This window comes from Collinsella sp. AM41-2BH, from assembly GCF_003468085.1.
Lineage (GTDB): Bacteria > Actinomycetota > Coriobacteriia > Coriobacteriales > Coriobacteriaceae > Collinsella.
In genome coordinates this window covers 39,957-59,504 of the sequence record NZ_QSGH01000015.1, presented here as the reverse complement: position 1 = coordinate 59,504, position 19,548 = coordinate 39,957, and the positions used below count along the sequence as shown (strand labels likewise).

At 62.1% G+C, this 19,548-nt stretch carries 18 protein-coding genes and 1 pseudogene; 8 read left to right on the top strand and 11 right to left on the bottom strand.

What is annotated here, in order from left to right:
- Positions 1–289: 289 nt before the first annotated feature.
- Together DW899_RS08225 and DW899_RS08220 are read right to left on the bottom strand one after the other, a co-directional pair.
- Entirely contained in the window at positions 290–1,144 is an 855-nt protein-coding gene (locus DW899_RS08225) for a MurR/RpiR family transcriptional regulator (RefSeq protein ID WP_117800620.1), read from the bottom strand.
- 164 nt (positions 1,145–1,308) lie between these two features.
- Positions 1,309–3,900, bottom strand: coding sequence for a glycoside hydrolase family 2 (locus tag DW899_RS08220; RefSeq protein WP_117800619.1), 2,592 nt, complete (start codon positions 3,898–3,900; stop codon positions 1,309–1,311).
- 114 nt (positions 3,901–4,014) lie between these two features.
- Between DW899_RS08220 and DW899_RS08215 the strand changes: the two genes are divergently transcribed.
- The 4 genes from DW899_RS08215 (at position 4,015) to DW899_RS08200 (ending at position 8,093) form a co-directional block, all read left to right on the top strand.
- Positions 4,015–5,007 (top strand): AraC family transcriptional regulator, encoded by a 993-nt coding sequence (locus DW899_RS08215; protein ID WP_117637203.1) that lies wholly within the window; start codon positions 4,015–4,017, stop codon positions 5,005–5,007.
- Positions 5,008–5,174: 167 nt separating this feature from the next.
- Entirely contained in the window at positions 5,175–6,623 is a 1,449-nt protein-coding gene (locus DW899_RS08210) for a glycoside hydrolase family 1 protein (RefSeq protein WP_117800618.1), read from the top strand.
- 140 nt (positions 6,624–6,763) lie between these two features.
- Positions 6,764–7,300 carry a PTS glucose transporter subunit IIA gene (locus DW899_RS08205; RefSeq protein WP_117800617.1) on the top strand — a complete coding sequence of 179 codons (537 nt, stop codon included), beginning with the start codon at positions 6,764–6,766 and terminating at the stop codon, positions 7,298–7,300.
- Positions 7,301–7,535: 235 nt separating this feature from the next.
- Positions 7,536–8,093 carry a hypothetical protein gene (locus tag DW899_RS08200; RefSeq protein WP_117800616.1) on the top strand — a complete coding sequence of 186 codons (558 nt, stop codon included), beginning with the start codon at positions 7,536–7,538 and terminating at the stop codon, positions 8,091–8,093.
- 276 nt (positions 8,094–8,369) lie between these two features.
- Here DW899_RS08200 and DW899_RS08195 read toward each other — a convergent pair whose 3' ends face one another.
- The 8 genes from DW899_RS08195 to trxA all read right to left on the bottom strand — a co-directional run bounded on the left by DW899_RS08195 (position 8,370) and on the right by trxA (position 15,626).
- Positions 8,370–9,038: an HAD family hydrolase gene (locus DW899_RS08195; RefSeq protein ID WP_233539947.1), complete on the bottom strand. Its 669-nt coding sequence runs from the start codon at positions 9,036–9,038 to the stop codon at positions 8,370–8,372.
- A 126-nt stretch (positions 9,039–9,164) separates the two neighbouring features.
- Positions 9,165–10,199 (bottom strand): hydrogenase expression/formation protein HypE, encoded by a 1,035-nt coding sequence (gene hypE / locus DW899_RS08190; protein ID WP_117800614.1) that lies wholly within the window; start codon positions 10,197–10,199, stop codon positions 9,165–9,167.
- 48 nt (positions 10,200–10,247) lie between these two features.
- A complete protein-coding gene (gene hypD, locus DW899_RS08185; protein ID WP_117800613.1) occupies positions 10,248–11,360 on the bottom strand; it encodes a hydrogenase formation protein HypD in 1,113 nt (370 codons plus the stop codon).
- The gene (locus DW899_RS08180; RefSeq protein ID WP_117800612.1) at positions 11,360–11,620 is read right to left on the bottom strand and encodes a HypC/HybG/HupF family hydrogenase formation chaperone; all 261 of its coding nucleotides are present in this window, start codon (positions 11,618–11,620) and stop codon (positions 11,360–11,362) included. Before DW899_RS08180 ends, hypD begins: the two co-directional genes overlap by 1 nt.
- A gap of 130 nt (positions 11,621–11,750) precedes the next feature.
- Complete coding sequence (gene hypF / locus DW899_RS08175) at positions 11,751–14,219, bottom strand: carbamoyltransferase HypF (RefSeq protein WP_117800611.1); 2,469 nt, start codon at positions 14,217–14,219, stop codon at positions 11,751–11,753.
- Positions 14,220–14,321: 102 nt separating this feature from the next.
- Complete coding sequence (gene nikR / locus DW899_RS08170) at positions 14,322–14,834, bottom strand: nickel-responsive transcriptional regulator NikR (protein WP_118205863.1); 513 nt, start codon at positions 14,832–14,834, stop codon at positions 14,322–14,324.
- A 1-nt stretch (position 14,835) separates the two neighbouring features.
- The gene (locus DW899_RS08165) at positions 14,836–15,084 is read right to left on the bottom strand and encodes a hypothetical protein (RefSeq protein ID WP_117800610.1); all 249 of its coding nucleotides are present in this window, start codon (positions 15,082–15,084) and stop codon (positions 14,836–14,838) included.
- 221 nt (positions 15,085–15,305) lie between these two features.
- Positions 15,306–15,626, bottom strand: a complete 321-nt coding sequence (gene trxA / locus DW899_RS08160) for a thioredoxin (RefSeq protein WP_117629728.1) — start codon at positions 15,624–15,626, stop codon at positions 15,306–15,308.
- A 136-nt stretch (positions 15,627–15,762) separates the two neighbouring features.
- Here trxA and DW899_RS08155 point away from each other — a divergent pair, with 136 nt between their 5' ends.
- Complete coding sequence (locus DW899_RS08155; protein ID WP_117564541.1) at positions 15,763–16,338, top strand: hypothetical protein; 576 nt, start codon at positions 15,763–15,765, stop codon at positions 16,336–16,338.
- Positions 16,339–16,356: 18 nt separating this feature from the next.
- On the opposite strand, the gene DW899_RS08150 is transcribed toward DW899_RS08155, so the two are convergent.
- Positions 16,357–16,884, bottom strand: coding sequence for a GHKL domain-containing protein (locus DW899_RS08150; RefSeq protein WP_117797306.1), 528 nt, complete (start codon positions 16,882–16,884; stop codon positions 16,357–16,359).
- A gap of 187 nt (positions 16,885–17,071) precedes the next feature.
- Here DW899_RS08150 and DW899_RS08145 point away from each other — a divergent pair, with 187 nt between their 5' ends.
- From DW899_RS08145 to DW899_RS08140, 3 genes and pseudogenes are all read left to right on the top strand, one after another.
- Positions 17,072–18,178, top strand: a complete 1,107-nt coding sequence (locus tag DW899_RS08145; RefSeq protein ID WP_233539946.1) for a hypothetical protein — start codon at positions 17,072–17,074, stop codon at positions 18,176–18,178.
- Positions 18,179–18,260: 82 nt separating this feature from the next.
- A pseudogene (locus DW899_RS10790) lies at positions 18,261–18,488 on the top strand (transposase); the annotation flags it as partial.
- Positions 18,389–19,441 carry an IS3 family transposase gene (locus DW899_RS08140; protein WP_158551670.1) on the top strand — a complete coding sequence of 351 codons (1,053 nt, stop codon included), beginning with the start codon at positions 18,389–18,391 and terminating at the stop codon, positions 19,439–19,441. The pseudogene DW899_RS10790 and the gene DW899_RS08140, both read left to right, overlap by 100 nt.
- Positions 19,442–19,548: the final 107 nt, after the last annotated feature.

Genomic DNA, 19,548 nt, shown 5'->3' with positions numbered 1-19,548 from the left:
TATCTTTTTAGTGCCCTCGGATTGGGTCATAGTGTCTGTCGCTACCAAAACATCGGCGTTGTCCTGGTCCAGATGCGGCACTTGGGGACGTTCCTTTTCTGCCGACACCTGGGGACACTCCTGATGTAGTCGTTGGGGACGTTCTTAAACGACTAATCATTCAAGAACGTCCCCAATGACTACCCGCAAAATGAGCGTGGATAATCTCCCACTTTGAGCCTGCATCCAGGTCAAAAACGGGAGATTATCCACGCTCGTTATCTGAGTGTCCAAAAATCCACGCTCGTCGCTACTTGAGTCCGGGCAGGCGGGTGTAGGGGAACGAGCGCTCTAAGAACTCGGAGCAGCGGGCGTAATCTTTGGCAAAATAGCTGCTATAGAGCGAATCGAGTACGTATTGCACGGCGATATGGCTGGCGAACTGCGTGATGCGGTGCGTCATGCTCTCGTGGTCGCTTACCGTGAGATAGGCGGCAAAGCCGGGGTGAATGCGGGCACAGTACGGCGTGCCGATGACGATGACCGGGACATGTCGACTGCTAAGGATCGGCAAGATCTCCTTGAGGTTGGGGGCAAGGCCGCTGTAGGAGATGATGATTGCCACATGGTCGGGACCCGAGGCGAGCGCCGTGCGCACCTGAGCCTCGACGCTGTCGTGGCACGTCGCGCTTTTGCCGGCGGAAAGCAGGCGATCGCGGAACATTCCCGCTGGATACAGGTTATGCGAGCCCGTGTAGATGTCCACGGTGCCGGCGCGCATGATGAGCTTGGCGGCGTGGTTGAGCTGTGCAGGGTCGAGCAGCTCCTGCGTTTCGGCCAAGGTGGTCTGGTAGAGCCCCTCCATGCGTTCCATCACCTGCGCAGGGGTGGAGGTGGCATCGAAGGGAAAGTTGATGTCCACGTCGCGCCGGTTGCCCGCCTCGGTCGCCTGGCGGATGAGCTCGACCTTGAGATCTTTGAAGCCCTCGAGGCCGAGCTTTTTGCAAAAGCGGTGAACGCTCGCGACCGAAACGTTGGCGCGCGCGGCAAATTCCTTAATGGAAAGCCCGCGCACATCCTCGCCCATGGCGAGCGCCGTTTGCCCAAGTTGTTGCTCGGTGGGGGTGAGGCTTTTGCCCTGCGTGATCTTTCGCCTGATATCCATATGGCTCCTATGCGTTTGCGTCGCGATAAACCAATCATAGCGATAAATAAAACGTTCGGCTTGGCTGGGAGTTTTGGTCCGCCGGTCTATGAACGACGGACCGCTCGACGCTGCGCGGGCTCAACATAGGGCGTGCCCTGCCCGAGTTGTTTGCGCTCGGGCTGCTATCCGAGCACGCGTACGGGCCCCAAGAGGCCGCTGGGATCGGAGGGCTCGGTCATGCCGAACATGTCGGGGACGGCGTGGTCGAGGGTGTTGATGATATCGATCGTAAGCGCGTGCTCGCCGGCTAAAAGTGCGGCGGCCTCAAAGCGGTAAGGCGGACAGATGCGGGTGCCGAGGGATTTGCCGTCGAGGGTGACGGTTGCGGTCTCAAAGACCTCGCCAAGGTCGATGACGGTGCGGGTGGCCGCTTCGCCCAGGACAAAGGAGGCCCGGTAGCGGAATGTGCCGGCCTTGCCGGGGAACTCGGCCGAGGAAAGGTCGTGCAGGTCTGCAAGCTCAACAGACTCGCCAAAGGCATCGGTGCCAGGGGCAGAGAAGGCAACCGCCCAGGGCCCGTCGACGCATGTGGCTTCGTCTTCGGCGGTTGCCACAGCAACGGAACCTGTAGCCCCAAGGACCACGATGCAGCTCTCGTAGGGAGCCAGCTCGAGCGTGCCGTCAAAGGCGGCGGGCTCGGTGCCGTTGAGCAGGTCGAGGCGCGCGCCTGCAACGGGTGTGCCGTCGGCAAGCGCAATCTGAGTGGAGATACCCTGCTTGGGATGCTCGTTGACGAGCATCAGATAGCTCTCGCCCGCCCGCTCGTAGCGCAGTGCGCGCAGCCAGGGCTGGGGCGCGGCGCAAACCACGGTCTGCATGCCGGTGTTGGCAAGTGTGTCTGCGAGCTCGGTGGTCGCCAGGAGCTTGATGCCGGCGACCGCGGCTGCATCCAGGGAGGCAAAGCCCTCGCGGCCTGCAGTGTCACCGTCGTAGCGCTTGTTCGGCAACTCATCCAGCGCGTACACGGCAACACCTGCGGCTGCGGCACGCGCGGCAAAGTCGAGCACGGCTCCGCCGACAAACTCGGCTCCGGGCATCACCAGGCAGCGGTATGCCTGGCCGTTCACGCCAAAGCCGCTACCGTCTGCGGCAATTTCAACGGCATAGCGCCCTGCGTCCTCAAATGCCTCTGCCGGCACGATGTCAAAGTCGACCTGCGCGCGCATAAGCTCGGAGGCGGCATGCTGCATAAAGTTCGCCTCGCCTGCCCACTCGGCGTCCGCATGGTAGAGAAGCGCCACCGGGGTCGTTGCGCGCCCGCCGCTCAGCAGGCTCGCCGTACGGTTCATGTAGCTCATGAGCTGCCCAAAGTGTGCAAACTGGGGGTTTTGGCCATGCGCATAGAAATGCGGCGGGCAGTCCCAGTCGGGGAAGGCGGCCATGCTAAAGGCATGCGGCACAAACCAATTGACGCCGCGCACCAAAAAATGATCGGCGATCCACTTCATCTCGCGTAGGCCTTCGTGCCATCCAAATGCGCCAAAGACCTCGGCCATGCAGCGCCCCTGCTTTTTGGGGTCGAGGTGTGCTGCCGAGGAGCCCAGCTTGGGCAGCACGTAGTTATAGAACTCGAGGTCCCACACGCCGCGTCCGTAGCTGTGAAGGCCGCGGTCCATGCCGGGTACCAGCTGGTTGATCACGATGTCGACGCCCGCCATGTCCTGACCGCCCACGGCGCGGAAGTAGTGCCCGGTGCCCACGCCCAGGCGCGCGTGGCAGTCCTTGTCCTCGATAACGTGGCCGATGTACTGCACGCCGCGCGCGCGGCACCAGTCTCCGAGCTGGTCGCAGAAGCACTCCTTATAGAGGGTGCTCGCGATGTCCATATAGACGTGGCGTACGTGCGCGCCGGCCGGCTCGCGGTCCCACAGGTGCGGGAGCTCGGCCAGGTAGCGCTCGCCCAGTGCCGCGCGTAGGCGACGCTCAAGCTCGGCCGACCAGGGTAGGGGCGCGGTGGCCTTGCCGATGAGCGTGTCCGAGATGCCATCGGGGCCCGTGGTGCCCTTCTCGTTGGCAAAGCCGGGCTCATCGGAGAAAAAGCCCAGGATCGTCTTGCCAAACTCATCGCCCAGATGCTCAAAATGCGGCTCGTAGACAGCATCGATGAGCTGCGCCACCGAGGCGCGGCCGACCATATTGATGTAGTCCTCGTTGTAGGAGGTCTTGCCGCTCGTGAACATCACGCATGCCTGCGTGAGGCCCGCAGGTGCATCGAAGACCAGGCGGCTGGGGTTGCCGTCTGCATCGTCGATTACTCGGTAAGCGACGTCGACGGGGCTGCCGTCCTGCATAAATGTCACGCCGTAGAAGCGCTCCGTTTTGTCGAGCATGTTGGCGAGCGCGATGCTCGCGGCGGACGTGGGACCCACGATGTCGAACGTGCGGTGCGTGAGCACGATCTTGCGGAGCTCGGGCACGGCCTCCTTGACGGCGCCGTTGGCAAAGCCCGTGGGGAAGTGTGCGTCGTCCAAGATCCAGAGCTTAAGGCCCAGCTGCCTGCACTCGTCAATGACAAAGTGCAAGTCGCGCCACCAGCCCTCGCCGCAAAAATCGGGGTGTGGGCGGCTTTCGAGACAGACCTCGTGGATGTCGGCGCCGGCGATCTTTTCCAGATACTCGGCAATGGTCTTATGGCTCTCGCCCTTCATCCACAAAAACGGAAGCACGTGGTTGTCGTATGTGCCCTCGAGCACCTGCTGATAGTACGCGGTCATGGATCCTCCTTGGCTCGATCGATCTGCTGCATAGCACAGATTATGGACGCGTCGGCGCGTTCTGCTAATATCTGAATCACGACGAACTATGACTAAATCAACGATTGGCAAGCCATGGAGATCGACGAGCTCGAGCGTAGGCTCAGCGAACTGAGCGCCAGTGAGATCGCTTATAAAGACGGCATGGCATTTGATTGGTCGATTATGACCGAGCATGTCGAAATCGACGGATGCCCAGTGCGCAAGATTGGGCAGCCAGGGTTTGCCTATGCCCAGCCCGGCATGCCGCGCGGCCTGACGATAAGGAAAAACTCGCGCTTTAATGCAGTTCCCGAGCACGTGCATGATTACGTGGAGATGAGCTATGTGTATCGCGGGCGCTGCCCGCAGACGGTGGCGGGGGAGAGGCTCGAGTTGCGCCGCAACGAGGTGCTTTTGCTCGACGCCCTTTGCCCTCATGCCGTGGCGGCGCTCGGCGAGGACGACATCATGCTGAGCATGACCGTTTCACGCTCTTTTTTGCGCCGGAGTCTCGAGTCGAGCCTCTCGCGCGAGAGCGCGGTCTCGCGGTTTTTGTTCAACGCGCTCAACAGCGAGACGGACCATCGGGGCCATGTCCGTTTTCATTGCGGCGAGAGCCGTCGGATTCGGCGCTACATGCAGGAGATGCTCTGCGAGCTGTACGACCCGAGCCCCAACGGTCCCGAGATCGTCTTGCGTCTGTTTCAGCTGTTTTTGGCCGAGCTCATGGATTGCTACGAGCGCGAGCTGGTGCGCGGCGCGGCGGACGGCGCGGCGGGGCCCACTGCCCTGGTGACGGGAATGCTCGGCTATATCGATCGCGAATTCGCCGCGTGCTCCCTCGAGGGGATGGCGGCGGAGTTTGGCTTGAGCCCTAATTATGCGACGGCGCTCCTTAAGCGGCATGTGGGCAAGACCTTTAGGCAGCTTGTGCAGGAGCGACGCCTGGTACATGCGGCCGAGCTTCTGCGCGGCGGCGCCACGGCCGGGGCGGCTGCGCATGCGGTGGGCTATGAAAACATGAGCTTCTTCTACCGTAAGTTTCACGACAAGTATGGCTGCACCCCCGCGGCATACCGCCGGTAAGCGCGGGGCGGATCGTCTTCGCTCCTTCGGTGTCAAAAAGTTTCAGCTGCAGCGCTGTTGCAGCGCGCGTCTGCGAAAAGAAGTGTCGGGTTTGGCACCCCTGCCCCTGCCTGTCGCGTGCGTGGGCGATACTCGGCCTATCGACCCGCAATGCAAAGGAGATGCTCATGGCAAACATCAAGTTCCCCGAGGGTTTCTATTGGGGCGGCGCCACGGCCGCCAATCAGTTTGAGGGCGCTTGGAACGTGGACGGCCGCGGTCCGTCGGTCGACGACCACTTCTTGGGTGGCAGCTACAAGGAGCCGCGCCAGATTACGATCGACATCGACCCTAACCGCTTCTACCCCAACCATGACGGCATCGATTTCTACCATCACTACGAGGAGGACATCGCGCTGTTCGCCGAGATGGGCTTCAACATGTTCCGCATGTCCATCTCTTGGAGCCGCATCTTCCCCAACGGTGACGACGCCGAGCCCAACGAGGCAGGTCTCGCCTTCTACGACCGCGTCTTCGACTGCCTGCGCGCTCACAATATTGAGCCGCTCGTGACCCTGTCGCACTACGAGATGCCCTATCACCTGGTCGAGAAATACAATGGCTGGGCGAGCCGCGAGCTCATCGGCTTCTTTGAGAAGTACTGCCAGACCGTCTTCGACCGCTATCAGGACAAGGTCAAGTTCTGGCTCACCTTCAACGAGATCAACTGCGGCACCCAGGACATGGGTAACCTCTTTGGGACCAGCATGATCCAGGGCTTTGAGGGCCCGGCTTCGGCGGTCCACACCACGCCGCAGGCCCGTATGCAGGCCCTGCATCACCAGTTTGTCGCCAGCGGCCGCGTCGTGCGCTATGCCCACGAGCACTATCCGCAGTTTAAGATGGGCAACATGGACTGCTTCATCCTCTCCTATGCCGCCACGTGCGATCCGGCCGACGTGTTCGCCACGCAGCAGGAGATGAATACCATGAACTGGTACTGCTCCGACGTGCAGGTGCGCGGCAAGTATCCGTTCTATGCCAAGCGCTTCTGGGCCGAAAACGATGTCGAGCTCGTGATGGAGGACGGCGACCTGCAGGATATCGCCGACGGCAAGGTCGATTTCTACACCTTTAGCTACTACATGTCCGGCACCGTGGGCACCCACAAGGATCACGAGATGACCGAGGGCAACATGACCTTTGGCGGCAAGAACCCCTATCTGGAGTCCACCGATTGGGGCTGGCAGATCGATCCGCTGGGCCTGCGCATCGCCCTCAACGAGATTTACGCCCGCTACGAGATTCCGCTGATGGTGGTCGAGAACGGCATGGGCGCCTACGACGAGGTCGAGGAGGACGGCTCCATCCATGACCCGTATCGCATCGCCTACTTGCAGAGCCACGTCAAGGCCATGGGCGAGGCCATTGCCGACGGCGTCGACCTGATCGCCTACACCTGGTGGGGCCCCATCGACCTGGTTTCCGCCGGCACGGGCGAGATGCGCAAGCGCTACGGCTTTATCCACGTCGATAAGTACGACGACGGCACCGGTACCTACGAGCGACGCCGCAAAGACAGCTTCTACGCCTACCAGAAGATCATCAAGTCCAACGGTGCCGAGGGCCTGGATTAATCGACAATATGAGTGCCACCGGGGAAAAGCGTTGGGATGGGCTCGCGATTCGAGTCCCCACCTTAGCATTTGAACCATTTGGCACTATAATCACCATAGGCATGCGCACAACGTTGCGCTTAATCAAGAGGAGAAAACGTATGGGTCTGTTTGACATGTTCAAGAAGAAGGCTGAGCCCGCGGCTGTCGCTGCTCCGGCCTCCATCTCTGCTTCTGCCGGCGCCGACGTGCTGTGCTCGCCCGTCAAGGGCAAGGTCATCAAGATGGCCGACGTGCCCGATCCCGTCTTTGGTGGCGAGGTTCTGGGCAAGGGCTGCGCTGTGTGGCCCGAGGACGATCTGGTCTACGCTCCCTGCGACGGCAAGGTGACCGTCACCATGGGCCACGCCGTGGGTCTGCAGTCCGATAGCGGCATCGAGGTTCTGGTGCACGTTGGCGTCGATACCGTCAACATGAACGGCGACGGCTTCGAGGGCTTCGTCAAGGCCGACGACGTCGTCAAGGCTGGTCAGCCCATGCTCAAGATCGACCGCGCCAAGATCGCCGCTGCCGGCTACAAGGACTGCGTCGTCGTGGCTGTGTCCAACACCGCCGAGTTCGCCGACGTCGAGCTCGCCGTCGAGGCTGACTCTGCTGTCGCCGCCGGCGATGTCATCGTCAAGGTCGTCCGCAAGTAAACTGCGGCAACATAAGGGTGTTTTGGGGTGGTCGAATTGTCCGACCACCCTTTTTTATTACAACGCGGCGGAACGTTTTATTGCGCGTTGGGCGGACCGGTAAACCGTTCGGACGTTAAATCGAGCCGACTGCGCCTTTGCTTTGCCGGGGGTGTTCGTTATCGGCTAGTATGGCCTTATTGTTACGACGCGCACCGCGTCGGGAAGCGCGGTGCCGCTTGTTGGGAGGAATGTCATGAAGAAGAAGCTGCTGCTTGCGCCCCTGATGGCTGTTCTGGTCGCGTGCGTGGTTGTGCTTTCCGGCTGCGGAGGTCCTTCGGTTGAGGAGCTCATCACCGAGGATCTTACGACGCAGTTTGACGAGGTCAAGAACGGCGGCGACGACTTCCTCGCCGGCCTGGAAGAGGCCTCGGGCGACGAGTTCGAGCAGCTGGGCATCGATCCCAAGGAGTACGCCAAGAGCTATCTCGAGGGTTTTGACTACAAGATCGGCGATGTGACGGTCGACGAGGACAAGGGCACCGCGACTGCCGATGTCACCATTACCTGCAAGTCCATGAACAAGATCGTTGAAGATTTCGCCACCCAGTATCAGGAGAAGATCGCGGCGCTCGATACGATGCCTTCCGAGGACGACCTGTACAAGATGGCCGGCCAGGTCATGGTCGACGTGACCAAGGCCGCTAAGACCAAGGACACCAAGGTTACCTTCAAGTACACCGCCAATGACGATGGCGAGTGGTCTGCTGACGATTCCGCAACCACCGAGATGATGAATGCAATGATGAACTAGGGGAGTTACGCGGTAGTTCGTTGCGGCGTTTTACCAAACACCGCAACTGCTCGACGCTGCAAACGCCCCTAAGCGGCAATCTGACGTTCAATTTCAAGGGCGCGACCAGAAGGTCAGCGCCCTTTCATTTCACGTCACCTTGCTCGCTTAGGGGCGTTTTCGCTGTCCGTCCTCTACCTGCGACGTTGCCATTGTTTGACCAGTCGTTTAAGAACGTCCCCAACGACTACTTTCCGCGCAACGGCATTGCGGCGGCTGGGTTGGGCAGCGCTGGCGTTACTCGCCCAGGATCAGCGCCGCGAGCTCTTCCTGCGTGTCAACCACGTAGTCGGCACCGGCTGCTTCGAGCTCTGCGCGGCCGCGGAAGCCCCAGCTGACGCCCGCGCTCTTAAGGCCGGCGTTATGACCGGTCAGGATATCGACATTGGAATCGCCCACGTAGAGCGTGGTCGCCGGGTCGGCGCCCAGCGCTTCCATCACATGCAGCGTGACGGGCGCCTCGGGCTTGGGCGGAAAAGCGTCGACACGGCCCTGGACCAGCGCAAAGCGGTCGGGGCCAAAGTACTTCTCGATAAGCGGGGCCGCCGAAATGTGGTCCTTGTTGGTGAGCACGGCAAGCTGGATGCCCGCGGCGCGCAGGCGGTCGAGCATCTCGATTGTGCCGGCATAGGGGGCGGTGTGGTCCTCCTTGTGCTCGCCGTAGTAAGCCCTAAACTCGGCAAGCGTCTGCTCAAAGGCGCGCCCGTCGCCCGCATACTCGGCGGGCATAAAGCGCTCGACCAGCTTGAGCATGCCGTTTCCCACCTTATAGCGGTATTCGTCAACGGCAAACGTAGGCCAGCCGTGCGTCTCGCAGGTATGGTTGCTAGCGGCCGCCAGGTCCTCGAGCGTGTTGAGGATGGTGCCATCCAGATCAAAGATCACATGGGAAAAAGCTGCTGCCATGAAAGCTCCCGTCATTGGGTTTAAAAACGCACCTCATAATACTGGGCTTACGCATCGGGCTTGTTTGGAATCTGAACATCTTCAAGGGATATCGAGCTGCATCGCGCCGTCTGCGAGAATGTGCCGCTAGCAAATCCTCGGCAGCTGCTCTCCCACGAGCATGTCGAGAATACGGGTCGATCCCCAGCCGGTGCGTACGCGCACGGCGGGGCGGGCGTCCTCGGCAAGCGGCAGCACGCGACCGATGATGGCGGCGCTCTCGCCGTAGCGGGCGGCGCGCATGGCCGCCAGCGCGGCATCGGCCTGTTCAGCAGGCACCACGGCGACCATCTTGCCCTCGTTTGCCACCTGCAGCACATCGTAGCCGAGCATCTCACATGCCGCCTGCACGTCGGGGCGCACGGGCACGGTATCCTCGTCGATCTCCATAGCAACGCCGCTGGCCTGGGCAAACTCGTTGAGCGTGGATGCCAGGCCGCCGCGCGTGGGGTCGCGGAAGCAGCGGGTGTCGGGGGCAGCGGCGAGCACGTCGGCAATCAGATGATTGAGCGGCGCAGCGTCGCTTCCGATGTTGCTCGAAAACGCCAAGCCCTCGCGCTGGCTCATGATGGCGATGCCGTGGTCGCCGAGTGTACCCGACACCAGGATGACATCGCCGGGCCGACAGTTGGCACCGCTGAGCGCTACGCCCGCGGGCACTTCGCCCACGCCGGCGGTATTGATGTAGACGCCGTCGGCACCTCCACGCTCGACCACCTTGGTGTCGCCGGTGATTATGGACACGCCCGCCTCGCGCGCTGTTTCGGCCATGGTTTGCACAATCTGGCGCAGCTTATCCATGGGATAGCCCTCTTCGAGGATAAAGCCGCATGAGAGGTAGCGCACGTTAGCGCCTGAGGTCGCGACGTCGTTGACGGTTCCGCATACGGCGAGTCGGCCGATATTGCCGCCGGGGAAGAACTGCGGCGTTACCACAAAGCTGTCGGTCGACATGGCGATTCGCCCGCTTGCGGGCAGTACGGCGACACCGGCATCGTTGCCCGCAAGCAGCTCGGGCGACCCAAAGGCATCCAGAAAGACCTCATCGATAATGCGTTTCATCATCTGGCCGCCGGAGCCGTGGCCCAGCAGGACGGTGCTATCGGTAACGCTATGGGACATATCGAAAACTCCAATCGTGGGTGGTGCCGGTACGCGGGGGCGTCCGGGCTAGTCGCGGTATCTAAAGTACGCCGCGCAGCTGCCTTCGGAGCTCACCATGCAGGGGCCGACGGGGTGTTCGGGCGTGCAGGTGCGGCCAAACAACGGGCAGCTGCTCGGCGTGATGGCACCGCGCAGCACGTCGCCGCAGCGGCATCCGCGTGGCTCGACCGCCGGTTCAATGGGCACGTCAAAGCGGGCGCCGGCATCAAAACGCGCGAATTCTGGTCGGATGGAAAGACCCGAGTTGGCAATCGGTCCCAGCCCGCGCCACGTGGTGTCGCACGGTTCAAATACCTGCTCGACCAGCTGGCGCGCCACGGGATTGCCGTCTGCATTGACGCCACGGCGGTAGGCGTTGTCGATTGCGGGCCTGTGCTCGACAATCATCTGGACCAGCATGCAGATGCCCTGCAAGATATCGACCGGCTCAAACCCGGTGACTACGCCGGGGGTCTCGAACTCATCGACCAAAAACCCAAAGGGTGCCAGGCCTGTGATGGTAGCGACGTGACCAGGCAGGATAAAGCCGTCGATGGTCGTCTCGGGGTCGTTGGAGATCGCACGCAGAGCCGGCGGCGTGGTCTTGTGAGCACAGTAGACCGAGAAGTTCTGGAGCCCGCGCGCGTCGGCCTCCAGGATAGCGGCGGCAATGGTGGGCGTTGTGGTCTCAAAGCCGACACCCATAAAGATGACCGGGCGTTCGGGATTTTGCTCGGCAATGTCGAGTGCGTCGAGCGGAGAGTAGACGATGCGGATGTCGCGCCCCGCCGCCTTTTGCGCGGCAAGCGAGGTGGACGATCCGGGCACGCGCATCATGTCGCCAAAGGTGGTGATGACAGCGCCGTCCATGTTGGAAAGCGCGATTGCGTGATCGATGTCGCGGTTGGCGGTGACGCAAACGGGGCACCCCGGGCCGCTTAGCAGTTTGAGTCCCGTCGGCATAATGGAACGAAAGCCATAGCGGCCAATGCTCACGGTATGCGTACCGCAGACTTCCATAAGGTTGATGCTGCGGTTGCCGACAAGCTCATGAATACGATCGATGAGCTCGCGAGCCAGCTTGGGGTCACGAAATGACGAAAAGTCGATACCGGAGCGAACCGGCTGCGCCGCCGCCACTAGTATGCCTCGGCCGGGTTGGTGACGAGCTGGTCCTCTTCGGCCAGCTCGGTCATGGTATTGACGAGCTCGAGTGTCTCTTGGGCTTCCTGCTCGTCGACAATCTGAATGCCAAAGCCGGCGTGCACGAGAATAAAGTCGCCTACCTGTGCCGTCGGCACGAGGCGCAGCGAAACGGGGCGCTCGATGCCCATCATGTCGACGGTCGCCTTAAGGTCGTCGTCGCGTTTGACCACTTTACCGGGAACGGCAAGGCACATAATGTTCCCCTTTATACGTTTTGCGCTGGATAGGCGCCTAATTACCCATCAGTTGATGGTAGCGCTCGCGGGAGTCACGAGCAAACGCGTTACACCTGTGAGACGGCGGCGCGCAGGCTGGCAAAACAGCCTATCGCAACGCCGTCTGCGCGAGGCGAGCGCGAGCGATGGCGGCCTGACCGTAGGCGATGCAGCCGTCGTTGGCGGGTACAGCGTGGGGGACCAAGACGGCAAGACCGGCGTCTTTGAGTTCGTGGGTAAGGAGCTGAAGCAAAAGCCGGTTCATGAACACACCGCCCGAGAGCGCGACGGTGTCGAGGTCTTCACGGACGCAGATCTCGCTTGCGATGCGGGCCGACGCGCGTGCGATGGTGACATGGAAGTCGAGCGCGAGCTTGCCGGCGGGCACGCCGGTCCTGATTCCCTCCAAAAGCGCCTCAAAAAGCGGTCTGGAGTTCAGAACATGGAAGTCGTCCGGACGGGATGATTCGGTTACGGAAAAGCTGGCCATATTGCCGGTGGGGCAGGCACTTTCACTGCTGAACGCGCGCCAGGCGGCGGCTTCGAGTTCTATGGCAGGCTCGCCCTCGTAGGTTGCCTTGTCGCAGATGCCCAGAATTGCTGCCGCGGCATCAAAGAGACGCCCCATGCTGCTGGTGCGCGGGCTGTTGATGCCGTGCTCGATCATGGTGGCTGTCACGCTGCGCGTTTGCTCGTCGAGGCTGCCCAAAAGCCGAGCGGCGCCTGGGTGCTCGAGCAGACCGAGCTCACTGAGCAGGGCAAAGGCGTTGCGGCGGGCGTCGCGCACGGAGGCCGCCCCGCCGGGGAGCGCCCAGGTGAGTAAATGCGCGGCGCGCTCAAAGCCGCCAAGGCCGGCAACAAGAAACTCGCCGCCCCAAATGGTCCCATCGGTGCCGGCGCCGGTGCCGTCAAAGGCGATGCCAAGGACACGCGCGTCGGTTGTAAGCTGGCCCGCGGCGATGGCCTCGGCCATTACGCTCGCGATATGCGCATGATGGTGCTGCACCTCGACGAGCGGCAGATTGTGCTCCCGTGCCTGCTCGCGCGCCCACTGGCTCGATAGATAGCTGGGGTGCAAATCGCAGGCCAAGGCGGCGGGCGCCAAGTCAAAGAGATCTTCCAAGCGCGTGCGCGCGGCGTTCCAGGCATCGAAGGTCTCGCCGTTTTCAACATCGCCGATATACTGCGACACAAAACAGGTTGCCTCGCCGTTCGTCCCTTCACGCGTGAGCGCAATCGTGGCCTTTTGTTGTGGCCCGCAGGCGAGCACGCAGGACGGAGCGCCGTCGAGAGCCGGCAACGGCAACGGCTGGGGTGCATATCCGCGAGCGCGGCGCACGGGCATAACGGCGCCGTCGACCACGCGCACTACAGAGTCGTCGTAGCGCGAGAGGATCGCGCGGTCGTTGCCGAGCAACGCATCGGCGATGCCGGCGGCAACGAGGTGTTCCCAGGCAAGATCGTCGTCGGTTTCTATGGGTTCTTCGCTCAGGTTTCCGCTGGTCATGACGAGCGCGTGCATACCGCAGACTTCTGCCGCGGCAAGCAACAGATGTTGAAGCGGCGTATAGGGGAGCATGATGCCGAGCTCTGGAAGGTCGTGCGCGACGGACGGCGCGAGCGCGAGGGCGTCGGGGGAGCCGCCGCTCTCGCAAGCAGCACGTCGGCGCAGCAGCACAATGGGGCGAATGCTGCCGGCCAGCAAGCCGCGCTCAACGTCGCTGACATGGCATAGGCGTTCAACGTCGGCAAGGTCGCGCATCATGACGGCAAGTGGTTTGTTGCTGCGGCGTTTGCGACGGCGCAGCTCGGCCACCGCCTGCTCGCTGGCGGCGTCACAGGCTAGATGAAATCCGCCCAGGCCCTTGATGGCGACGATGCCACCGCTGGCCAGCAGCTCAACGCAGCGCTCGATAATGGCGTCGCTGGCCTCGCGTGTGGTGCCGACTGCCGGTGTCGCGGACGAATTCCCGCACGCATCGCCGTTCACAGCCTCGCGCCACGTAATATGCGGCCCGCAATCAAAGCAGGCATCGGGTTGCGCGTGAAAACGCCGGTCGAGTGGGTCGGCATACTCCGCGGCACACTTGGGACACATGGGAAAACAATCCATCGACGTGGCCGCTCGGTCATAAGGCAACGATCGGATGATGGTAAAGCGTGGGCCGCAGTTAGTGCAGTTGATAAAGGGGTAGTGATAGCGTCGGTCGGCGGGATCGAACAACTCGCGCAGACAATCGTCACAGGTAGCGATATCGGGCGAGACGAGCGTCGTGTGCGCGGTCTGGTCCTGCGATGCCACAATGCGAAAGCCCTGCTCATCGGCAGCACTCCAACCGCCAGGCCCCAAGTCCACAACCTCGACATGCTCTACGCGAGCCGCCGCGGGCGCATGCTCAGAAAGCGCGGCAACAAAAGCATCGAGCGCATCGGCCGGAGCGTGCGCCTCGATATGTACGCCGTCGCCCGCATTGAGCACCCATCCGCAAATGCCATGCGCCATGGCCTCGCGATACACAAATGGTCGCATGCCAACGCCCTGCACAATGCCCGTCACATGAATATGCACATGCCGCATGCGACACTCCTCATCAAAACCGACCAAAAAGGGACAGGTTTATTTTGGTCGGTAAAACTTCTAAACCTGCCACAACAAACCTGTCCCTTTTTGGCAGGTGCGCTATAGCCCCAGGCTTTGCTTGGTGGCGGCGCAGGTGAGCTCGCCGTGCTTAACGCCGCGCAGGCCCAGCAGTCGGTCGGCTAGTTCGTAGACGCGCTCGCCGCGACCCTTGAGCGCCAGAATCTCCAGACAGTTGTGGTGATCCAGATGCACGTGCATGGTCGATACGATCTCGTCGGTGTAGTCGTGCTGCACTTCGTCCAGACGGCGCGTCAGGTCGCCGGTATGGTGGTCGTAGATCATGGTGAGCGACCCGATAACATGCTCGTCGGGCGTGCGCATCTGCTCCTTGGCGATCGAGGCGCGAATCAGGTCGCGCACGGCCTCGGAGCGGTTGGCCACGTCGCCGCGGCGCGCGATCTGTTCGTCAAAACGGCGCAGCAGGTCATCCGGTGCGGTAACCGAAAAACGGACCAGCTCGGAGCCGGAGCCACTACAGTGGCAGCCCGCGTCACCGTCCGCCCCGTGCGGATGCTCGTGCTCGTACCCGCAGCCGTGCTCGTGTTCGGCCACCTTACACCAGCTTCACGGAGCCGACGGAGTTGTGGTCGGCCTCGATGGCTTCCTCGTAGCCCTCGAGCGCGTCATGCGCCTCGTGCAACGCGGCCATGGCGGCCTCGAGCTTGGCGCCGATGCGCTCCATGTCAAAATTCTCGGTCGCATGCAGCAACTGATGGCTCCATTCGTGAGCGAGCTCGATGGTGTCGTCGACCTGTTTGACGTTCATGGCAAGCTGGCTCATGTTCATTCCAACATCATGCATGGGAAATCTCCTTTTGTATGGGGCAGTTCAGTGGTTCAGATTTTACTACGCCCGCTTTGCGCGCAGCTGCATAAGAAAACGGGTGCGAGCCTGTGCGACCCGCACCCGTTCACTGGGGGCTGTTTGTAACTACCATACTATCCGTGGTCGCATGCCTTGCGTTTGGCACTCCGGTGAGCGGTGCGAAACCGCTCATGGACGGCAGACAAGTAACAAGCGTATTACAGATGTTTCTCCAGCAGTGCCTGAAGTCTTGCCTTGGGTAAGGCGCCAACCGAGCGGTCGACCTCCTCGCCGTTCTTAAAGACGATCAGCGTGGGGATGCTCATGACGCCAAACTTCATGGCCAGGTCCTGGTTGTCGTCGACGTTGCACTTGGCCACAGCCAACTTGCCGGCCAGCTCGTCGGCAACCTCGTCTACGATGGGCGAGAGCGAGCGGCAGGGGCCGCACCACGGGGCCCAAAAATCAACCAGTACGGGCAGGCTATCGTTGACGACAGCGCCGAAGTTCTCGGGGGTAATCTGCTTAATGTCAGCCATGGTGACCTCCATAATACGACGCGGCTCGGCCGCGTAAAACTCAGTACGACCGTGCTTATACCCAGCGGCCCGCAAAGCAACCACTCGCGGGCGGCTCTTTTATATAATGGTGGGCACGCAAACGATTGGAGAGCGCATGCCCACGTCACAAAGCCAGAAAAAAGAAGCCATCGCTCAGGCGACCGAGCAGGAGCTCGCGTCGCTTGCAGATCGCGGTGTGCGTATCGCGGGCAACGCGTGCTCGCCGATTGTGCTGGTCAAAGGCGATTTGGATGAAGCCGAGTGCTCGGGCGGCGAGCTGGCCGCCGGCGCGGATGGCGCCGCGTTGCGCAAGGCGCTCGGTGCCATCGGATATGCCCCCGAGGATTTTTGTGTGCTGGCAAGCGTCGCCGGCGCGGGCGACGGAGCGGTCGCGGCGGGCGAGGCCCTGACGTGCGACCTGTTCCGCGAGGCGCTGGAGACCTTGGACCCCGAGGCGGTGCTGCTGCTGGACAACAGTGCGGCCGATGTCATGCGCGAGACCTATGCCGATATGCTTGTGGCAATTGATGACTTTGACACCGCCATGCTCAAGCCCGGCCTGGTCGCCCATGTGCAGGGGCGCCGCGTGCTGGCGCTCGACGGTTTTGAGGCGGCGCTCACCGACAAGGCCGCCAAGCAGCGCATGTGGGCCTACATTAAGCAGCTGACCCCGGCGGCTGCACCGCTGTAGCGAGGTTGGCGGCAGCCCCTACATCACGGCGCGCAGCTCAAACCGGTCGCCGTTAATGCGGAACTGGCAGTTGCCGTTCATGCGCTCGACGGCAAGCATAATGCTCTTGGTGCCAAAGCCGTGCCCAGTGTGCTGAGTCACGGGCATGCCGTCGACCATGTGCGGCGCACGGCCAAACGTGTTGGAAACCAGCAATAGAAGCTGACCGTCTTCGTAGCGAAGGTCCAGGTCGACAAACCGCTTGCCTTCGGGGGCGGCGCTCGCCGCGGCGATGGCATTGTCCAGGGCGTTCGATACCACACTGAATAGATCGACATCGCCCACGTGGACGGTTTCGGGCACGGCGGCGTGCAGGTCGGCGGTGATGCCGTGCGCGTTGATGTCCGCGGAAAGCGACGAGAGCGCAATGTTGACCGTTTCGTTGGCGCAGTAGCGGCGCACGGCGGTGCGGTCGTTGGTCTCGCAGAGCGCGTCGATGCGCTCGAGTGCCTCATCGGTGTGACCCTCTTCGATCAGGGCCGCTAGACCGCGCAGGTAGTGGCGCATGTCGTATCACATTGAGACCAAGTCAAGAAGAATCGCTTCGGTCGAATCGCGTCTTTTGGGTGAGTTCTCAACGTCCGCTGCCGCTGGTTTCCACCGTATGCCGAAAACACCCGGACGATGCCGTGCAGATCGCTTCGCTCTGCTATAGTCTCCCAAATTCACGTTTTCTATTGGGATGGTGGTTAATATGGGCGACATACTCGAATCGTTCCTGCGCGTGGCGATGGTGGTGTTCATCGTCGGTCCGCTCACTGCATGGGTCGCCCGTCGCGGCGCGCGCGAGCGCAGTGAGGCGACGGACAGCCTCGATCGCTTCACGGTGCGCATGCCCGCTGCCATCCGCACGATCATCGCCTGCTGCGCCGTCGCGTTCGAACTGCTCATGCTGGGTGTCTACGTCTGGCAGGGCGTCTCGTTGGGCGAGTGGGACCACGAACTTGTGTGGTTCGGTCACGCCATGGCGCTCGCGGGCATGGCCATCTGGGCCCTGCTGAGCATCCCGCGCATCGACGTGGACGGTGAGCGAATTCTCTCGCGTAACGCCTTCGGCATCCGCAAGGAGACGACGTTTGGCAACATCACCCGTGCAACGCTTCACACGCAGATGATGAGGATCGACCTGTTCGAGGGCGACTGGAAGTTCTGCTCGATAAGCCTCGAGGGGGTGTGCTCGCTCAACCTCCTCGCCCGTCTGGAGGAAGAGGGCATCGAAGTCTCGGACGCCGTCGACGGTCCCATGACCAAGGCGGGCCTGTGTTGGTCTGCCATCAAGCCGTTGACGATTGTTTTCAACGGCATGGCGCTCGTCTTCTCGCTCGTGATCGCCTTCATGGCTGTTTTCACCGATGCCGGTGCTCGTCTGCTCTTGCTCGTCCCGTTCCTCTTCCTGTTCATAGGGGGACTCCTGCCCCTGCTCATGCTCAGCATGCCCGCCCGCGGCATCCTCGAGATCGGCAGGCAGGAGCGCGAACTCGGCTTCTCCTTCGCCGAGGAGATGGCGAGCCGAGGTGCCACGGGCACCTCGCTTGTCGACGACGATTGGTTCATCGAGATCAGCAACGCCCGCGTCGTGGCGTTCCGCCGCGATTATCTCAAGAAGGTCACGGCGCACGAGGATAGCGAGAGCGGCGACCGTTGCACGGTGACCACGAAAGGCGGTCGCAAAATCAAGGTGTACGCAGCGGGCAGCACGCTCGAGGACCTGCGCTCGTGGTTCAAACAGGGTGCCAAGGCCAGAAGCATGCTCGACCGTGCAGAGGACGTGCTCGAGACGACGTCTGATTGGGTTGTCTGACCTGTATCGTCTTTTCGGACACGCATGCTAGAGGCCCAATCCTTTAGAATGCATTCATCGACGACCGAGAGGACGGTATGCTATGTCCAACCCAGCCGCCAAGTACACCGACGAGTTCAGGCGCGAGACCGCCGACTACATCATCTCGACGGGCAGGCCGATAACGGAATGCTGCGCAGAACTGGGCCTGAATTCCAAGACCGTGAACAAGTGGGTGCAGAGCCGCCGGCGCGAGCTTGCCGGCGGGCCCGACCCCAAGGCCGAGGACCGCGAGCTTCGCGAGGCGAAAAGGCGCATACGCGAGCTCGAGATGGAGAACGCCTTCTTGAAAAAAGCCGCGGCCTTCTTCGCCAAAAGCCAGGCGTAGCCGCATGCTACCGGATGATGTTGGCGGAGAAGGCCGAATTCCCGGTGAAAATGATGGCCCGCGTGCTCGGCGTGAGCCGATCGGGCTTCTACTCGTGGCTCTCCAACGGCTGCCCGCGAGAAGACTGGTCGGCCGAGCGCGAGGCGGTCCGGCGCGTGTGGCTGGAGTCGGACCGCAGGTTCGGCTTCCGGTTCGTGAAATGCTTCCTGCCCGGCGAGTTCTCCGGATTGACCCTGTACAGGGTGCGCAAGCTGATGCGCGAGCTGGGAATACGCGGCTGCACGCCCAACGCCAGGAAGCGCACCACCATCCCCGACCCGAAGGCCAGGCCCCGGCCCGACCTGGTGCGCCGCGACTTCACCAGTCCCGTTCCAACCTGCAAGCTCGTGGGCGACATCACCTACCTGCGCACCGGCGAGGGATGGCTGTACCTGTCGACGGTCATCGACCTCAACACCCGCATGGTGGTGGGCTGGTCGCTCTCCGAGCGCATGACCGCCGACATCGTGGTTTCGGCGCTGGCGTCGGCCAAATCGCGCGGCTACGTGGCCGGCAACGCGATATTCCACGCCGACCGCGGCGCCCAGTACACCAGCAGGCTTCTGGCCGAATGGGCGCGCGACAACGACGTGCGGCTGTCCTGCAGCCGCGCCGGCAACTGCCACGACAACGCGGTGGCCGAGTCGTTCCTCGCCACGCTGAAGAACGAGATGTACTACAGGCGCAGCTTCCCGACCAGGGATTCCGCCAAGCACGCGGTGGTCGAGTTCATCGAGGCGTACTACAACCGCCGAAGGCCCCGCTCGACGATCGGCTACAAGGTGCCGGCCGAGGCCATGGCGGCCTTCTTCGAGAGAACCGAGCCCAAGCTCGAGGCCATGCCTATGGCCGCTTGATTTCTCGAGCATGCGTGTCCGAAATCTTGACACAGGTCAGAAGGCCTCGATGCCAGCGCTGCGCCGATATGGGGCAGCGGCCCCCCGTTGGCCGCCATGGCCCTGAC